16 protein-coding genes are annotated in these 16,779 nt (G+C 56.6%); 13 read left to right on the plus strand and 3 right to left on the minus strand.

Features of this window, described 5'->3' with window-relative positions:
- The first annotated feature begins 8 nt into the window (after positions 1-8).
- On the plus strand, positions 9-773 hold the full coding sequence (locus Q0802_RS16525) for a hypothetical protein (RefSeq protein ID WP_298920314.1): 765 nt from the start codon (positions 9-11) through the stop codon (positions 771-773).
- Between the two features lie 12 nt (positions 774-785).
- Here Q0802_RS16525 and Q0802_RS16530 read toward each other — a convergent pair whose 3' ends face one another.
- Complete coding sequence (locus Q0802_RS16530; protein ID WP_298920316.1) at positions 786-1,631, minus strand: prephenate dehydratase; 846 nt, start codon at positions 1,629-1,631, stop codon at positions 786-788.
- 118 nt (positions 1,632-1,749) lie between these two features.
- On the opposite strand from Q0802_RS16530, the gene Q0802_RS16535 reads away from it, so the two are divergent.
- The 5 genes from Q0802_RS16535 to Q0802_RS16555 all read left to right on the plus strand — a co-directional run bounded on the left by Q0802_RS16535 (position 1,750) and on the right by Q0802_RS16555 (position 8,152).
- Complete coding sequence (locus Q0802_RS16535; protein ID WP_298920318.1) at positions 1,750-2,253, plus strand: cytochrome c family protein; 504 nt, start codon at positions 1,750-1,752, stop codon at positions 2,251-2,253.
- A 273-nt stretch (positions 2,254-2,526) separates the two neighbouring features.
- A complete protein-coding gene (locus Q0802_RS16540; RefSeq protein ID WP_298920546.1) occupies positions 2,527-4,371 on the plus strand; it encodes an extracellular solute-binding protein in 1,845 nt (614 codons plus the stop codon).
- Between the two features lie 9 nt (positions 4,372-4,380).
- Positions 4,381-5,469 carry a microcin C ABC transporter permease YejB gene (locus Q0802_RS16545; RefSeq protein ID WP_298920320.1) on the plus strand — a complete coding sequence of 363 codons (1,089 nt, stop codon included), beginning with the start codon at positions 4,381-4,383 and terminating at the stop codon, positions 5,467-5,469.
- Complete coding sequence (locus Q0802_RS16550; RefSeq protein ID WP_298920321.1) at positions 5,469-6,575, plus strand: ABC transporter permease; 1,107 nt, start codon at positions 5,469-5,471, stop codon at positions 6,573-6,575. Before Q0802_RS16545 ends, Q0802_RS16550 begins: the two co-directional genes overlap by 1 nt.
- Entirely contained in the window at positions 6,572-8,152 is a 1,581-nt protein-coding gene (locus tag Q0802_RS16555; protein WP_298920323.1) for an ABC transporter ATP-binding protein, read from the plus strand. The genes Q0802_RS16550 and Q0802_RS16555 overlap by 4 nt, the downstream gene beginning before the upstream one ends.
- An 8-nt stretch (positions 8,153-8,160) precedes the next feature.
- On the opposite strand, the gene hemN is transcribed toward Q0802_RS16555, so the two are convergent.
- Positions 8,161-9,516 (minus strand): oxygen-independent coproporphyrinogen III oxidase, encoded by a 1,356-nt coding sequence (gene hemN, locus Q0802_RS16560; RefSeq protein WP_298920325.1) that lies wholly within the window; start codon positions 9,514-9,516, stop codon positions 8,161-8,163.
- Positions 9,517-9,589: 73 nt separating this feature from the next.
- Between hemN and fnrL the strand changes: the two genes are divergently transcribed.
- Positions 9,590-10,324 carry a transcriptional regulator FnrL gene (fnrL, locus tag Q0802_RS16565; protein ID WP_298920547.1) on the plus strand — a complete coding sequence of 245 codons (735 nt, stop codon included), beginning with the start codon at positions 9,590-9,592 and terminating at the stop codon, positions 10,322-10,324.
- A 39-nt stretch (positions 10,325-10,363) separates the two neighbouring features.
- On the opposite strand, the gene Q0802_RS16570 is transcribed toward fnrL, so the two are convergent.
- Positions 10,364-11,200, minus strand: a complete 837-nt coding sequence (locus tag Q0802_RS16570; RefSeq protein ID WP_298920327.1) for a universal stress protein — start codon at positions 11,198-11,200, stop codon at positions 10,364-10,366.
- A 197-nt stretch (positions 11,201-11,397) separates the two neighbouring features.
- Here Q0802_RS16570 and ccoN point away from each other — a divergent pair, with 197 nt between their 5' ends.
- The 6 genes from ccoN to Q0802_RS16600 all read left to right on the plus strand — a co-directional run bounded on the left by ccoN (position 11,398) and on the right by Q0802_RS16600 (position 16,779).
- On the plus strand, positions 11,398-13,011 hold the full coding sequence (gene ccoN / locus Q0802_RS16575) for a cytochrome-c oxidase, cbb3-type subunit I (RefSeq protein WP_298920329.1): 1,614 nt from the start codon (positions 11,398-11,400) through the stop codon (positions 13,009-13,011).
- An 11-nt stretch (positions 13,012-13,022) separates the two neighbouring features.
- Positions 13,023-13,748, plus strand: coding sequence for a cytochrome-c oxidase, cbb3-type subunit II (gene ccoO, locus Q0802_RS16580; RefSeq protein ID WP_298920331.1), 726 nt, complete (start codon positions 13,023-13,025; stop codon positions 13,746-13,748).
- 10 nt (positions 13,749-13,758) lie between these two features.
- Entirely contained in the window at positions 13,759-13,944 is a 186-nt protein-coding gene (locus Q0802_RS16585; RefSeq protein ID WP_298920333.1) for a cbb3-type cytochrome c oxidase subunit 3, read from the plus strand.
- Positions 13,941-14,804: a cytochrome-c oxidase, cbb3-type subunit III gene (ccoP, locus tag Q0802_RS16590; RefSeq protein ID WP_298920335.1), complete on the plus strand. Its 864-nt coding sequence runs from the start codon at positions 13,941-13,943 to the stop codon at positions 14,802-14,804. Before Q0802_RS16585 ends, ccoP begins: the two co-directional genes overlap by 4 nt.
- A 71-nt stretch (positions 14,805-14,875) precedes the next feature.
- Entirely contained in the window at positions 14,876-16,309 is a 1,434-nt protein-coding gene (gene ccoG, locus Q0802_RS16595; protein ID WP_298920338.1) for a cytochrome c oxidase accessory protein CcoG, read from the plus strand.
- Entirely contained in the window at positions 16,306-16,779 is a 474-nt protein-coding gene (locus Q0802_RS16600) for a FixH family protein (protein ID WP_298920341.1), read from the plus strand. The genes ccoG and Q0802_RS16600 overlap by 4 nt, the downstream gene beginning before the upstream one ends.

A 16,779-nucleotide genomic window follows, 5' to 3' on the forward strand; every position in this document is an offset into this window, starting at 1 on the left:
AGGCATCAATGCTGCAGAACGTTATCATTTCACTTGTTTTCGCGGTGATCGTAGCGGTGCTCGGCTTTGTTGGCATTGCGGTGTTTCCCAGCTTTCGTGTTGTGATGGAACTTGGCGGGGTGGTGTTCCTTTTTTCCGCGATCATGCAGAATATTTGGTTGGTGACCACGATGCCAGCGCTGCCTGATTGGATGATCACCGTCGGGTACCTCGTTTCTTTCGCTCTGTTACATCAGGGAATCTACGGCACATGGTGGCAGAAGGTTGGATTGGGTGTTTCAGTGCGATTGCATTCGCGGTTTTCGACACGGCTATCACCGTCAAAGACATGGTCGCGTCTCGTGCCGGATGAGCATAATCTGGAGGCCTATTATACGCAGACCCTGAGGGGGTTTGACCCTGTCGCAGGTATCGAAAATCGATACATCCAGAAAATCGGGTTAGGTCAGGGGGCCGTATTGGAGGTGCAGATGGATATCACCGAATGCACTCCAAACAAGCGTTTTGCCTATCGTTTTCAAGCGGTGACAAACCAACGAAACGAAAAATTCAATCGCGGGACCTGCGTCATTTCACTGGCTGAGACACCAGATGGGGGGACGTGCGTCGAGATTTTGGAAATCAACGAAAAACTGGCGGTAGGTCAGGCGGTGTTGATGTGGATTGACAATCTTGGCGCACAGGTAGGTGCGTCCGCCGTGGCGGTTCTCGACGGTGGACGGGATTTCACCCTGCTCGGAAAACTGCGACGAGATGTCCAGGCCTTGGGCTAATTTGCCAATTGATCAGAAACGGCCGGGATCGGCCGGGTAGACACCCAGTATTTCGATCATGTTGGTGAAGTAATCCAACTCCTCCAACGCGCGTTTGACGCCCGGGTCGTCCGGGTGACCTTCGATATCGGCGTAAAACTGCGTGGCTGTGAAAGAGCCGCCAACCATGTAGCTCTCAAGCTTCGTCATGTTGATTCCATTGGTCGCGAACCCACCCATTGCCTTATAGAGGGCGGCCGGGATGTTGCGCACTTCGAATACGAAGCTGGTGATCATCCCGTGATCGCCCCGGCGCGACTGGTCAGCCTCAGGCGACATCAGCAAGAATCGCGTTGTGTTGTTGCCTTCGTCCTCGATGTGTCGTGCCAAGAGATCCAGGCCGTAAATCTCCCCGGCCAGCTCACTGGCGAGTGCTGCCATAGTTGGGTCCCCGCCCGCCGCGATATCTTTGGCGGAGCCAGCGGTGTCCGCGCCAGTGACCCGCGAAATACCGTGTTCAGCCAGAAAGCTCTTGCATTGTCCCAGCAGAACCGTGTGGCTCATTGCGGATTTGATTTCGCCGATCTCTGTGCCCGGCAAGGCCAGAAGATTGATATGCACGCGAACAAATGCCTCTTCGATAATATGCAGGCCGGATTTCGGCAAAAGTGAGTGAATATCCGCAACCCGGCCATAGGTCGAATTCTCTACCGGCAACATCGCAAGTTCAGCACGACCAGATCGAACGGCTTCGATCGCATCCTCAAACGTGGCGCATGGCACGGGTGCCATATCGGGCCGTGCAATGCGGCAGGCTTCATGGCTGTAGGCGCCCAATTCGCCCTGAAATGCGATACTGGCGGAATCTGAGGGGGTCATTAGGCAGTCCTTGGGTTTTTTCTACTGGTCGGGGTCGATTGGTCGCGGTAAGTACACCTTGCCACAGCCAAGGTGAAGCAATAGATAGCCCCAAACCCATAGCAATGGACTGACAAGCATGTTCGACACAATGACCTTTACGAAAGCAGCCGGCGGTATCTGCGGTGCACTGCTCGTTTTTCTTCTGGGCAAATGGGCGGCTGAAGAGCTGTACCACATGGAAAGCCATGGAGAAGCGGCCTACGTAATCGAAGTGGAAGGTGGCGAAGAAGTAGCCGAAGTGGAAGAAGTCGATTTTGCCACGATCCTCGCGTCTGCGGATATCGAGAAGGGCGCGAAAGTGTTCAAGAAATGCTCCGCCTGCCACAAGATCGTCGAGGGCGAGAATGGCACAGGCCCCTATCTTTATGGTGTGGTTGGTCGCGATAAAGGCGCAGTATCTGGATTTAACTATTCTGACGCTTTGGCATCGATGGAAGGTGATTGGACTCCGGAGAATCTGAGCGGCTTCCTCGAAAAGCCCTCTTCTTATGCCGCGGGCACTTCCATGAGCTTTGCAGGCCTGAAAAAAGTGCAGGACCGTGCTGACGTGATTGCCTATCTCGACAGCCTCGATAACTAATCTTAACCCGACATTAACCAAAAAAGCCGCTTGCTACAGTGCGAGCGGCTTTTTTGTGCCTTGGGGCGAATTTCGCACCCCGGATCACATTTTCGCAACTTGTAACTTGGCGCTGCGTCCCGTTAGCTTACATGGTTAACGAACAAGACGCCAAAAGCGACGGCGCTAGACCGGAGGATATGCCAGATGACAGGCCCACAGGCGCGCGGGATGACGCGATACCATGCAAATCGAGCGTTGGAATTATGGGTGTCGTTTCTGGTTCTGCTGACAATGATCTACTGGGCCTCTGCCGCAGCCGCCGAGGACAAGATGATCGTCAGTCATGGGTATTCCTTCTATGGCGATCTTACCTATCCGCCCGATTATGAGCATTTCAGTTATGTAAACCCAGATGCACCCAAGGGCGGTGAGATCGCATTATCTGCCCTCGGCACGTTCGATTCGATGAACCCCTACACCCGGAAAGGTCGCGGTGGCGCATTGAGCACCATCATGTTCGAGAGCTTGCTGGGAGATGGCAACGGTGGCATCTCGGTGCCTTCTGATGTGTACGGCGAAAGCTATGGGTTATTGGCAGAACGTTTGGAATATCCCGAAGGCAAGGATTGGGTCATCTTCCACATGCGCAAAGAGGCCAGGTTCTCCAATGGCGATCCGGTGACCGCGCATGACATAGCGTTTTCGCATAATCTGCTGCTCGACGATGGTTTGAAGTCCTATGCAGACGCGGTGCGCAAGCGCATTCCTAAGGTCGAGGTCATCGACGATCATACGATCAAATTCTATTTCACGCCCGGCATATCTCGCCGTAGCCTGATTGATCAGGTGGGCGGCGTTCCGGCATGGTCGAAAAAGTGGTACGAAGAAAACGATGCCAGGTTGGACGAGGCGCGCCTCGTGACCTCGCCTGGTTCCGGCCCTTACATGATTGATACGGTCGATGTGAACCGCCGCATCGTCTACAAGCGTAACCCTGACTATTGGGGAAAGGATTTGCCGTTCAACGTCGGGCGGCATAATTTCGATCGCATTCGCATCGAATACTTTGGCGACGAAAATGCAGCATTTGAGGCCTTCAAGGCGGGTGAATATACCTTCAGAACAGAAGGGAACTCACGCCAATGGGCTTCAGCATATGACTTTCCGAAAGTGAAAAACGGGCAGATCATCAAGAAAGAACTGCCCGATGGATCACCCCCGACACCGTCCGGTATCGTTTTCAATCTTGGTCGCGAGGTTTTCCAGGACAAGCGCGTGCGCGAAGCGGTTTCGCTTGGCTTCAATTTCGAATGGACCAATGAATCTCTGCAATTTGGTCTTTTCAAACCCCGAGCCTCCTTTACGCAAGACACTGAACTGATGGCGACAGGTGTTCCCGAGGGGGAAGAGCTGGCGTTTCTGCAATCTCTGGGCGATGTCGTTCCGGCAGATATTCTGACGCAGGAAGCGCGGGTTCCGCATGTATCAAAAGCTGACAGGCTTCTCGATCGGCGTAACTTGAGGCGGGCGATGAAACTGCTGGAGGAAGCCGGCTGGGGTGTCGACGCAAATGGCAAACGCGTGAATGCGGGTGGCCAGCCGATGACGCTGACTTTCCTGTTGAATTCCGCTGGCTCCTCGACGCTTCGCGCTGTGGTCGAAAATTTCGCGTCTAACCTGCAAGCCATGGGGATCGATGCGATTGTGGAGGCAGTTGATGCCTCGCAGTACACCGCGCGAGAACGCGACCGGGATTATGATCTGGTCTTCGACAGCTATGCTGCGTTCCTTGGGACAGGAACAGGCCTCATGCAACGCTACGGATCAGAGGCTGCACAATTCAGCCTGTTCAATCCCGCGGGTCTTGCCAGTCCTTTGGTCGATACGATCATCGAGGCGTCCTTGCAGGCGCAAAGCTCCGAGGAAGAACGCATCACCCTGACAGCACTCGACCGCGCGTTGCGGTATGAATTTATTATGATCCCCACATGGTACAATGACAGCTTCTGGGTGGCTTACTACGATCAGTATGAGCACCCCGAGGAAATACCCGCCTTCGCTTTGGGTCAGCTGGATTTCTGGTGGTACAATCAGGACAAGGCGGATGCCTTGCGCGCAGCCGGTGCACTGAGGTAACGGCCGACCATGGGCGCCTATATTGTCAGAAGGTTACTACTGATCATCCCCACGTTGTTGGGGATCATGCTGATTAACTTTGCCCTTGTTCAATTCGTCCCCGGCGGCCCGGTGGAACAGGCCATTGCGCGGATTCAGGGAGGCGGTGACGTTTTCGAAGGGTTCGCTGGCGCGGGCAACGATGCGGGTAATTCGGAGCTTCCCAGCAATGACAGCCAATACGTCGGCGCGCGCGGCCTGCCGCCGGAATTCATCGAAGAGCTGGAGAAGGAATTCGGTTTCGACAAACCACCCGTCGAACGTTTCCTGAACATGATCTGGAACTACTCGCGGTTCGATTTTGGCGAGAGCTATTTCCGTTCCATCTCGGTCATCGACCTGATCAAGGAAAAATTGCCGGTCTCGATCACTCTCGGCCTGTGGTCGACACTGATTGCCTATCTGGTCTCGATCCCGCTGGGCATTCGCAAGGCGGTGAAAGACGGTTCCAGCTTCGATACCTGGACGTCAGGCGCGATTATCGCCGCCTATGCTATCCCCGGATTTCTCTTTGCGATCCTGCTGCTTGTGCTTTTCGCAGGCGGGTCCTACTGGCAAATCTTTCCCTTGCGCGGTCTGACATCGGATAATTTCGATCAGCTCAGCCCACTGGGCAAGGTGGCGGATTACTTCTGGCACATCGCGCTACCGGTGCTGGCCTCGACCATATCGGCCTTTGCGACCCTGACGTTGCTGACCAAAAACAGTTTTCTCGACGAGATCAAAAAACAATATGTCATCACGGCGCGGGCCAAGGGCTTGTCTGAGCGCAAAGTGCTTTATGGTCATGTGTTCCGCAATGCGATGCTGATCGTGATCGCGGGGTTTCCGGCCGTCTTCATCGGGGTTTTCTTCGGGGGATCGCTGATCATCGAAACCATTTTCAGTCTGGACGGCCTGGGCCGTTTGGGCTTTGAGGCCGCCGTGGCGCGAGACTACCCGATCGTCTTTGGCACCCTATTCATTTTCGGGCTGATCGGATTGCTGGTCGGGATCATCTCCGACCTGATGTATGTGTTGGTTGATCCGCGCATCGATTTTGAACGGAGAGAGGGCTGATGGCGCTTTCCCCACTCAATCAGCGACGCTGGCGCAATTTCAAACGCAACAAGCGTGCCTTCTGGTCGCTCTGGATATTCGCGGTGCTTTTCGGGCTTTCGCTGATCGCCGAGTTTATCGCTTATGACAAGCCAATCCTCGTGCAATACCGGGGCAGCTACTACACGCCGATCTGGAATTTTTACCCGGAAACTGAATTTGGCGGCGATTTCCAGACGGAAGCGGTCTACCGCGATCCTGAGGTCAAATGCCTGATCGAAACCGGTGGCCTGCTGGAGTGTTTCGACGATCCGGAGCTTTATTACGAGGACGCCCAGGACGGTATCGTCGACGGGGAGGAGATCGAGAAGGGCTGGGCGATCTGGCCGCTCATTCCCTATTCCTTTGATACGGCGGTGGATCGCCCCGGGGCGGCCCCTTTGCCCCCGAACGGTCAGAACCTGCTGGGAACCGACGGCACCAAACGGGACGTTCTGGCGCGGGTCATTCACGGGTTCCGGTTGTCGATCTTCTTTACGCTGCTGGTGACGGGCGCTTCCAGTTTGATTGGGATCATCGCGGGTGCCGTACAGGGCTTTTTCGGCGGCAAGACCGACCTGATTTTCCAGCGGGTGATTGAAATATGGGCCTCCACCCCGTCGCTTTATGTGATCATCATCATGTTCGCCATTCTGGGTCGAAGTTTCTGGCTGCTGGTGATCCTGCTTGTGCTTTTCAGTTGGACATCTCTGGTCGGGGTCGTGCGTGCCGAATTCCTGCGCGCCCGCAATCTTGAATATGTCCGCGCGGCACGCGCATTGGGGGTCAGCAACGTCACGATCATGTTCCGTCACATGCTGCCGAACGCCATGGTCGCGATGCTGACCATGCTGCCTTTCATCATTACCGGAACCATTTCAACGCTGGCCATTCTCGACTTTCTCGGGTTTGGTCTGCCGTCCTCCGCCCCCTCGCTGGGGGAGTTGACCCTTCAGGCCAAGCAAAACCTGCAGGCACCCTGGCTCGCCTTCACCGCTTTTTTCACCTTCGCGATCATGCTGTCGCTGCTGGTGTTCATTTTCGAGGGCATCCGCGATGCCTTCGATCCGCGAAAGACCTTTTCATGACCGCGCTGTTGGATGTCAAAGACCTGCGGGTGAGCTTCCGGCAGGACGGGGCACTGACCGAAGCGGTCAAGGGCGTGAGCTTCGCTGTCGAGCGCGGCGAGACCGTTGCCCTGGTGGGCGAATCCGGTTCCGGCAAATCGGTCTCAGCGTTGTCGACGGTTTCCTTGCTGGGCGAGAGCGCGGAAGTGTCGGGCTCGGTCACCTATGACGGACAGCAGATGATCGGCGCCGGTGAGGATTTGTTGCGTAAGGTGCGCGGCAATGACATCAGTTTCATCTTTCAGGAGCCGATGACATCGCTCAACCCGCTGCACACGATAGAAAAGCAATTGGGTGAAAGCCTTGCGCTGCACCAGGGGCTTGCCGGATCAGAGGCACGTGCCAGAATTCTGGACCTGCTGGAACAGGTGGGCATTCAGGATGCGGAAAGCCGGATAACAAGCTACCCGCATCAATTGTCTGGCGGACAACGCCAGCGTGTCATGATCGCGATGGCGCTGGCCAACAAGCCGGACGTTCTGATCGCGGACGAGCCGACGACCGCGCTGGATGTCACCATTCAGGCACAAATTCTGGATCTGCTGAAAGAGCTCAAAGACCGCATGGGTATGGGGCTTTTGTTCATCACCCATGATCTGGGGATCGTGCGCCGCATCGCGGATCGCGTCTGCGTCATGCAAAAGGGCGAGATCGTCGAAACCGGACCGACGCGCGAGATTTTCGAGAGCCCCAAACACCCCTACACGATCAAGCTGCTGAGTGCCGAGCCTTCAGGCGCGCCCGCGCCGGTGCCCGAAAATGCGGAAGTTGTGGCCAAGGCGGAAAATCTGAAAATCTGGTTTCCGATTCAGGCGGGTTTGCTGCGCCGCACGGTGGGGCATGTCAAGGCGGTGAACGACGCAAGTTTCACAGTACGAGCTGGCGAAACCATCGGTATCGTGGGCGAAAGCGGATCGGGCAAGACGACGCTCGCACTCGCTCTCATGCGGCTGATCTCGTCAGAGGGGCAGATCGTTTTCATGGGGCAGGACGTGCGTCAATGGTCCACGCGGCAGCTGCGAGGATTGCGCAAGGACATGCAAATTGTCTTTCAAGACCCTTTTGGCAGTCTCAGCCCGCGGATGACCTGTGCGCAGATCATCTCCGAAGGTCTGGGCATTCACCAGGTGGACGCCGACCGAGACCCGCGCGAACTTGTACGAGAGGTGATGGTCGAGGTGGGTCTCGATCCCGAAACCATGGACCGCTATCCTCACGAGTTTTCGGGAGGGCAGCGTCAAAGGATTGCGATTGCCCGTGCCATGGTGCTGCGACCGCGCCTGCTGGTGCTGGATGAGCCAACCTCGGCGCTGGACATGACCGTTCAGGTGCAGATCGTCGATCTGTTGCGGAACTTGCAGCAAAAATACGGGTTGGCCTATATCTTCATCAGCCACGACCTGAATGTGGTGCGCGCGATGTCTCATCAGGTCATCGTCATGAAACGCGGGGACGTGATCGAAGTTGGCGATGTCGACAAGATATTCGATGCACCGTCCGAGGAATACACTCAAACCCTGCTGCAAGCTGCGACCTGAAATTCCCTTCAGATCGCGGAGGCGTGCCCGGCCCCAGACATGTCATAGGCGTCGAAATGCCGCGCGATGATCCGCGTCAGCGGTTGTCCCTCGGGCAGAATGCGTAGACCGCGTTTTGTGACCTGTACGATATCGCCGAACTGCTCCGCTGCATCTTTGATCAGGCGCGTAACCTGTCCTTCGCTGTTTGGGAAACGGGTCGTGATATCGGAGGTTTGTACTTCGAAATCGCACATGATTGCTTCGATGATACGGGCACGAAGCGTATCCTGACCGGAAAAGACATGCCCTCGGGCCGTTGAAAACCTGCCACTCTCAATAGCTTTGACATGAGCAGAGGTTGCGGCGGCATTTTGGGCATAACCCTGCGGGAATTTTGAAATCGCCGACGCGCCAAGCCCAACCAGCGTGTCTGCAGGGTCATCGGTATATCCTTGGAAATTTCGTTTGAGTTGGCCCGCTTTCGCAGCGATGGCCAATCGATCCTCGGGCGTTGCGAAATGGTCGATACCGATCTGATGATATCCATCCCACTCGAAAAGTTTGCGCGCGGTCTCAAAGAGGCGCAGTCGGTGTTCCGGTGCTGGCAATGCGTCGCTGGGGATCAATGACTGGCGCCGCGCCATCCAGGGCACATGCGCGTACCCAAAAAGTGCCACGCGATCGGGGTTGAGGGTCAGTAATTTCTGCACCGATGTGGCGATCCGTGCTTCGTCCTGGTGGGGCAATCCGAAAAGGATGTCAGCATTCAGCGAGGTGATGCCTGATTCTCGCAGCATTTCCACAGCCGTCCGGGTGATTCCAAACCCCTGAATGCGGCCAATGGTGGTTTGCACCTCGGGGTCGAAATCCTGCACGCCGATAGAGGCGCGCGTCATGCCGACATCGGCCAGCGCCCTGACCCGTTCCGCATCGATTTCGTTGGGGTCGATTTCGACCGAAAACTCCGCATCGGGCGCGAGTGGCACCACGTGCTCTACCGCCTGAGCGAGATCGCGGATCATTTCCGCGGACAGAAGCGTTGGCGTACCCCCGCCCCAATGCATCCGGCTCAGCCGAACACCGCTGGGCAGGCAACGCCCGAGCAAGGCAATTTCCTTCTTCAAGGTATTCAGGTAGCCTGCAACGGGGGACAGGGTTTTCGTGCCTTGGGTTCTACAGGCGCAGAACCAGCACAGCCTGCGGCAGAAGGGTATGTGCAGGTAGAGCGATATCTGGCTGTCCGGGGCGATGGACCTGATCCATTCTTGCATCTGGTCAGATCCTATCGCAGGTTTGAACTGAGGCGCTGTCGGGTAGCTTGTGTAGCGGGGGACCATCGCGTCAAAAAGCCCCAGCTTTGCTAATTTGGATGTCATAGGCATGGTGATGGCTTAAAGTGCCAAGTGTCGACTGACCTTGATACAGATCAAAAAAAGGATCGCGCAATTGCAACAGATGGTGTCGCCTGCTTTCAAAAACTGCGAGGAGTGCCCTATTCGGCATCGCGCTGTTTGCGCAAAATGCGACAGCGATGAATTGGCGTTGTTGGAAGACATCAAGTACTACCGGAGTTTCAGCGCCGGCCAGCATGTGATGTGGGCCGGAGACCAGATGGATTTCGTGGCCTCAGTGGTCTCGGGTGTGGCTTCCTTGACGCAGACCATGGAAGACGGGCGCACGCAGATGGTCGGATTGCTGTTGCCGTCTGACTTTGTCGGGCGACCGGGTCGCAATATTGCGACCTATACTGTTACGGCAACATCAGATCTGTTGATGTGTTGTTTTAGGCGCAAACCATTCGAGCAGATGATCGACAGCACACCGCATGTGGCGCACCGCCTGCTGGAAATGACCCTGGACGAGTTGGATGCGGCGCGAGAGTGGATGCTTGTTCTTGGGCGTAAAACCGCGCGGGAAAAAATCGCCAGCCTGTTGTCGATCATTGCGCGCCGGGACGCTGCGCTGGGTACTGCGAACCCGGGCAAGGCCTTGACGTTCGAACTACCACTGACACGGGAAGCCATGGCCGATTACCTTGGATTGACGCTTGAGACCGTCAGCAGACAAATGTCGGCTCTGAAACGCGATCAGATAATCACGCTTTCGGGAAAGCGCCGGATTACCGTCCCTGACATGGATAAACTGCTTTTGGAAGCCGGTGATGATAGCGATGGCGGCTTCCTGATCTGACAGGAACTTCCCGGAGCCGCCACCGCGCGCCGAAGCCCGTTAGTGGGCCATGAATACCGGAGCTTTTGCATGTTCCAGCATTTCCCGGGTGGCGCCCCCCAGGACCGCCTCGCGAAACCGGGAATGACCATATCCTCCCATCACCAGCATCTGCGAGTTGGTTTCAGTAACGTGTCGCTGAAGTCTTTCACTGACTTTCGCGCCACCGCGAGACATCACCTGAATGTCGCAATTCACGCCGTGACGGGACAGCATGACCGCAAGCGCGCCGCCCGGATCGGACCGGTCGGCAGCGTGCTCGGGCGGATCAATGATCGCGATGTGCACACTCTTTGCGGCGGACAATATTGGCATCGCGGATCGCACCGCGCGCAATGCCTCTGAACTTTCGTTCCACCCAATGACCACATTTTCCGGAATGGCTTGTCCTTGGGTATCGGGCACCACGATTGTCGGGCAGGCGGCATCAAAGAGCATTGTTTCAAGAATCAGCGTGTCCCCGTCATGGCTGTCGTCGCGGTAGGGAAGTGGCACCACGCAGAGATCGGCGAACCGGGCAGTGCGTGTCAGGGGCCGCCCGGCATCTGCCAAAGTGGCAACTGCGTTTGAGGCATTCCATCGCAGCGTCGCTTTTTCCAACCACGCTGCCGTCTGAACACGGACGGCTTCAGCCTTGTTGTGCGCTTCTTCGATCGCTGCCTGCATGATGATGGCGTTGGCACCGGCCTCGTAATAGTTAGCGCGTGAGCGATCGACCCCAAGGCACATAACCTCAAGATGAGCGTCATGAGACTCCGCAAGGGCCGCTGCCTGCTCCAGAGCCGCCTTGTTCGACTCAAACGAAGTTATGGCGGTGAAGATCGTTTTGTAAGACATGATCCTAGTCCTTTCCAAACGGGTATGTTCGGTATCATACTCGCGTTACGTGTGCGGACATTGATCAGTGTCAGCCAAATTGCCTGCTGCGCTTGATGCAGATCAAAGCGGCGCAGTGCGTTGCCGGGCAAAACCCGGCCATACCACGAACATCCGCGTGTCTTTGCGCGTGGACAACCGGAAGGGAACCCGGAGCAATGAATACCGGAACACAGAACTATGTGAAGCTGGTGGTCCTGGCACTTGCCACGCTGTTTGCGATGATTGCCGCAAGTTACGCGCGTGATCTGGCCTATCAGGTCCATATGGTGATTTTCATGATCGTGGGCGCAGGCCTGTTTCTGACGACCCTGCGCGCAACGGATGAACCGATAAAGCCAATACCGACCAATGAATATTTTGACAGCGTGGTGCGCGCGGGCGTCATTGCCACTGCGTTCTGGGGTGTTGTCGGGTTTCTGGTCGGTGTGGTGATTGCTTTCCAACTGGCGTTCCCAAGCCTGAATTTCGAGTGGGCGGAGGGCTATGCCAACTTTGGCAGGTTGCGACCGCTGCACACATCGGCGGTGATTTTTGCCTTTGGCGGTAATGCTTTGATCGCCACATCCTTTTTCGTCGTGCAACGCACATCCGCCGCGCGGCTCTGGGGCGGCAATCTGGGATGGTTCGTCTTTTGGGGGTATCAGCTTTTCATTGTTCTGGCTGCAACGGGCTATCTGCTCGGCGGTACGCAATCAAAAGAATACGCTGAACCCGAATGGTACGTGGATATCTGGCTGACCATCGTCTGGGTCGCCTATCTGGCCTGTTTCCTCGGCACTATCGTCAAGCGTAAAGAGCCACATATCTACGTGGCGAACTGGTTCTTTCTGGGCTTCATCGTGACTGTTGCGATGCTGCATATCGTCAACAATATTTCCATCCCGGTCTCCATCTGGGGCAGCAAATCGGTGCAGGTCTTCTCAGGCGTGCAGGATGCGATGGTGCAATGGTGGTACGGCCACAACGCTGTCGGCTTTTTCCTGACCGCAGGTTTTCTGGGCATGATGTATTACTTCGTGCCCAAACAGGCCGAACGCCCCGTGTTCTCCTACAAGCTGTCGATCATCCACTTCTGGGCGCTGATCTTCCTCTACATCTGGGCGGGTCCGCACCATCTGCACTACACAGCGCTGCCCGATTGGGCATCAACTCTGGGCATGGTTTTCTCGATCATCCTTTGGATGCCAAGCTGGGGCGGTATGATCAACGGTCTGATGACGCTGCAAGGCGCCTGGGACAAGCTGCGCACTGACCCGGTGCTGCGGATGATGGTGACCAGCCTGGCCTTCTACGGCATGTCTACATTTGAGGGGCCGATGATGTCGATCCGTTCGGTCAATTCGCTGTCGCATTACACCGACTGGACCATTGGCCATGTGCATTCCGGTGCCCTGGGCTGGAACGGTCTGATCACATTCGGTGCGCTCTACTATCTTGTGCCGGTGCTTTGGAAGCGCGAGCGTCTCTATTCCCTGTCGCTGGTCAGCTGGCACTTCTGGCTCGCCACAATCGGCATCGTGCTTTACGCCGCATCCATGTGGGTGACCGGCATCATGGAAGGTCTGATGTGGCGCGAAGTCGATGCAAACGGCTTCCTTGTGAACAGCTTTGCCGACACCGTCAGCGCCAAGTTCCCGATGTATGTGGTGCGCGGGCTGGGGGGCGTCCTGTTTCTCTCCGGTGCGGTGATCATGTGCTATAACCTATGGATGACTGTTCGAGCTGCGCCTGCCAAGGCCGCTCTCGGCACAGCCGTCCCCGCTGAATAAGGAGGGGCGAGATGTCGATCCTGTCAAAACATAAGTTCATCGAAACCAACGCCTCCCTTCTGCTGATCCTCAGCTTTCTGGTGGTCACGATCGGGGGGCTGGTGCAGATCGTACCGCTCTTCTATCTGGAAAATACCATCGAAAAGGTGGAGGGCATGCGTCCCTATTCCCCTCTCGAACTCACCGGTCGGGACATATACGTCCGCGAAGGCTGCTACGTCTGTCATAGCCAGATGATCCGCCCGATGCGCGACGAGGTGGAGCGTTACGGTCACTACTCGCTGGCCGCCGAATCCATGTATGACCACCCGCACCAGTGGGGCTCGAAACGTACCGGGCCGGATCTGGCGCGTGTCGGCGGGCGGTATTCGGATGACTGGCACCTTGATCACCTGCGTGACCCGCAATCGGTTGTGCCGGAATCGATCATGCCGAAATACGGGTTCCTGGAGCGCACGCTGCTGGAAAGCGAGCACATCGAGGACCTGCTGAAAACGCACGCGATTGTCGGGGTGCCTTATACCGATGAGATGATCGAAGCGGCGGCGGCAGATTTCCGGGCGCAGGCTGATCCAGACAGCGACTACGATGATATGCTCGAACGCTATCCCGGTGCGCAGGTGCGCAACTTCGATGGCCAGCCGGGTATTTCAGAGGCGGATGCGCTGATCGCCTATCTGCAGATGCTGGGCACATTGGTCGATTTCTCGACGTTCACCCCAGACGCAAACCGGTAGGGAGAGAGACGTGGAAACCTATTCTTTCCTGCGCGAATTCGCGGATAGCTGGATGCTGCTTTTACTGTTTGGCGTCTTTGTCGGCATGGTGTTCTGGGTCTTCCGCCCGGGCAGCCGCAAAGTTCATCAAGACACCGCCAACATCCCTTTCCGACATGAAGACAGACCGGCCCCAGATCAGGAGGCACCGAAATGAGCAAGATACCCCCGAAGCAAGAGGGCGATCCCAATACCACCGGCCATAGTTGGGACGGGATCGAGGAATTCGACAATCCGATGCCGCGCTGGTGGCTGTGGACATTTTACGCAACCATTCTCTGGGGTGTGATTTACACCATTGCCTATCCCGCGTGGCCGCTTGTGTCCTCGGCGACGGCGGGGTTGCTGGGCTATTCCACGCGCGCTGAGGTCGCGGCAGAAATCGCCGCGGTAGAAGAAGCCAACGCGGGCATCAATGTGCAACTTGCCTCCACTGAGTTGACCGAAATCGCGAGCGATGCCACGCTGAACGGCTACGCGGTTTCAGCAGGTGCCGCAGTTTTCCGGACCTGGTGCGCGCAATGCCACGGTTCCGGCGCAGCGGGGTTCAAAGGATACCCAAACCTGCTGGATGACGATTGGCTCTGGGGGGGGGATATCGAAGCGATCCACACAACAATTTCGCACGGTATCCGCAATGAAGAGGATGACGATGCGCGCTATTCAGAGATGCCCGCTTTCGGAGAAATACTGGAGGAAGAGGAAATCGCGCAGGTCGTCAACTATGTGCTTGAGCTGTCAGGTGCCGAGGCTGATCCAGCTCTGGCTGGCCCGGGCGCGGAGGTTTTTGCTGACAATTGTTCAGCTTGCCATGGTGAAAATGGTATGGGTGACCGCGAACAGGGTGCCCCGAATCTTTCCGACGCGATTTGGCTTTACGGAGGTGATGCTGAAACGCTGACTGAAACTGTGACCTATAGCCGCTATGGCGTCATGCCACCTTGGACCCAACGGTTGACCGAGGCACAGATCAGGGCGGTGTCGCTCTACGTGCACCAGTTGGGCGGGGGCGAATAACTCCGCTGGCTACACTTTTGTGGTAAGGTGCTGTTGTCCAACAGCGCCGGACCCAACTTGCAAGGACCGCCGTGACCGATCAAGCACCGCCTCCCAGCCTCTATGCCGCGCGTGAACCGATTTTCCCGCGCCGTGTGTCGGGCGCGTTCCGAAATCTCAAATGGGTGATCCTCGCGGTCACACTGGGCATCTATTACCTTGTTCCGTGGATCAGATGGGATAGGGGCCCGAGCTTGCCGGATCAGGCCGTACTGCTCGATCTGGCCAACCGACGATTCTACTTCTTCTGGATCGAGATCTGGAGCCACGAATTCTATTTTGTCGCCGGCCTGCTGATCATGGCCGGGTTGGGATTGTTTTTGTTCACCTCGGCACTGGGGCGGGTCTGGTGCGGTTATGCCTGCCCGCAAACTGTTTGGACCGATCTCTTCATCCTGGTGGAACGCTGGGTCGAAGGGGATCGCAATGCGCGCCTGAGATTGCACCGGCAAAAGAAAATGGACGCGCGCAAGTTGCGGCTGCGACTGACGAAATGGCTGCTGTGGCTGCTGATCGCGGTGGCCACCGGCGGGGCCTGGGTCTTTTATTTTGCCGATGCACCCACGCTGATGGTCGATCTTTTCACCGGTCAGGCGCATTCGGTGGCCTATGGCACCGCGGCGTTTCTGACCGCAACAACCTTTGTCTTCGGCGGTTTCATGCGTGAACAAATCTGCATCTATGCCTGTCCCTGGCCGCGCATTCAGGCCGCCATGATGGACGAAGACACCTTGACCGTGGCTTACCGTGACTGGCGGGGCGAGCCGCGCAAGCACAGTCAGGAAGCAAAAACCGAGCCGATGGGCGACTGTATTGACTGCATGGCCTGTGTCAACGTGTGCCCCATGGGGATCGACATCCGCGACGGGCAGCAGATGGAGTGCATTACCTGCGCGCTCTGCATTGACGCCTGTGATGACGTGATGGAACGCATTGGCAAGCCTCGGGGATTGATTGACTACATTGCGTTGTCGGACGAAACGCTTGAGCGCGAAGGCAATGCGCCGCGCCCGACCTGGCGGCATATTTTCCGGCCTCGCACCATGCTTTATACCGCCCTTTGGGGTGGGGTTGGTGTGGCTCTGATCATCGCGCTCTTTATTCGGGCTGATATTGAAATGACCGTGGCGCCTGTGCGGAATCCAACCTTCGTGACGCTCTCTGACGGCTCGATCCGCAACACCTATGACATCCGTTTGCGCAACAAGAACAACGACGAACGCCTGTTCCGCATCTTTGCGCTGGGCGACCCCGCGCTGCGCATCCAGCTTGAAGGGACGCCCTATGCTTCGGTGCCCGTCGCGGCAGATACGTCACATCTCCAACGGGTTTACGTGATTGCGCCTCCCGGTTCAGATCCGGCCAATGGCGCGCGTACGGATCTGCGGTTCTGGGTGGAAGATTTGTCCAATGGTGACCGGGCTTACAGAGACAGCAGCTTTACCGGAAAAGGAGACGTGCAATGACACCCGCAACAAAACGGCTGACGGGCCGCCACGTCGCCATCATTTTTGTGTCCGGATTTGCAATCATTATCGGTGTCAATTTGCTGTTGGCCTATAGCGCGATTGCCACCTTTCCCGGGTTGGAAGTCAAGAATTCATACGTGGCCAGCCAGCAATTTGATCGCGATCGCGATGCGCAGACAAAACTTGGGTGGTCGGTTGCCCTAAAAGCTGAGGAAACCGATGTCATACTGTCGATCACCGATGAAAAGGGTGATCCGATCAAGGTCAAGTCCCTGGAAACAACACTGGGTCGAGCGACACATGTGCGTGATGATCAAAAACCGGCCTTTGTTTTTGACGGGCGGAATTATGTAGCTTCGGTAACGCTGGCGGAGGGCAATTGGAACCTTCGGATGGTGGCGATTGCTGACGATGGCACAGCCTTTCGGCAACGTGTGCCTCTGCATGTGCCCAAGGCGGACAAGTGA

Source organism: uncultured Roseobacter sp., assembly GCF_947495275.1.
Taxonomy (GTDB): Bacteria; Pseudomonadota; Alphaproteobacteria; order Rhodobacterales; family Rhodobacteraceae; genus Roseobacter.

What these genes read in the sequence shown, in the direction of transcription:
- Q0802_RS16545 (WP_298920320.1), top strand. Translation starts at nt 4,381, where the DNA reads ATGGGCGCCTATATTGTCAGAAGGTTACTACTGATCATCCCCACGTTG.
- Q0802_RS16555 (WP_298920323.1), top strand. Translation starts at nt 6,572, where the DNA reads ATGACCGCGCTGTTGGATGTCAAAGACCTGCGGGTGAGCTTCCGGCAG.
- ccoN (WP_298920329.1), top strand. Translation starts at nt 11,398, where the DNA reads ATGAATACCGGAACACAGAACTATGTGAAGCTGGTGGTCCTGGCACTT.
- Q0802_RS16525 (WP_298920314.1), top strand. Translation starts at nt 9, where the DNA reads ATGCTGCAGAACGTTATCATTTCACTTGTTTTCGCGGTGATCGTAGCG.
- Q0802_RS16570 (WP_298920327.1), bottom strand. Translation starts at nt 11,200, where the DNA reads ATGTCTTACAAAACGATCTTCACCGCCATAACTTCGTTTGAGTCGAAC.
- hemN (WP_298920325.1), bottom strand. Translation starts at nt 9,516, where the DNA reads ATGCCTATGACATCCAAATTAGCAAAGCTGGGGCTTTTTGACGCGATG.
- Q0802_RS16530 (WP_298920316.1), bottom strand. Translation starts at nt 1,631, where the DNA reads ATGACCCCCTCAGATTCCGCCAGTATCGCATTTCAGGGCGAATTGGGC.
- ccoO (WP_298920331.1), top strand. Translation starts at nt 13,023, where the DNA reads ATGTCGATCCTGTCAAAACATAAGTTCATCGAAACCAACGCCTCCCTT.
- Q0802_RS16550 (WP_298920321.1), top strand. Translation starts at nt 5,469, where the DNA reads ATGGCGCTTTCCCCACTCAATCAGCGACGCTGGCGCAATTTCAAACGC.
- ccoP (WP_298920335.1), top strand. Translation starts at nt 13,941, where the DNA reads ATGAGCAAGATACCCCCGAAGCAAGAGGGCGATCCCAATACCACCGGC.
- Q0802_RS16540 (WP_298920546.1), top strand. Translation starts at nt 2,527, where the DNA reads ATGATCTACTGGGCCTCTGCCGCAGCCGCCGAGGACAAGATGATCGTC.
- fnrL (WP_298920547.1), top strand. Translation starts at nt 9,590, where the DNA reads ATGGTGTCGCCTGCTTTCAAAAACTGCGAGGAGTGCCCTATTCGGCAT.
- Q0802_RS16535 (WP_298920318.1), top strand. Translation starts at nt 1,750, where the DNA reads ATGTTCGACACAATGACCTTTACGAAAGCAGCCGGCGGTATCTGCGGT.
- Q0802_RS16600 (WP_298920341.1), top strand. Translation starts at nt 16,306, where the DNA reads ATGACACCCGCAACAAAACGGCTGACGGGCCGCCACGTCGCCATCATT.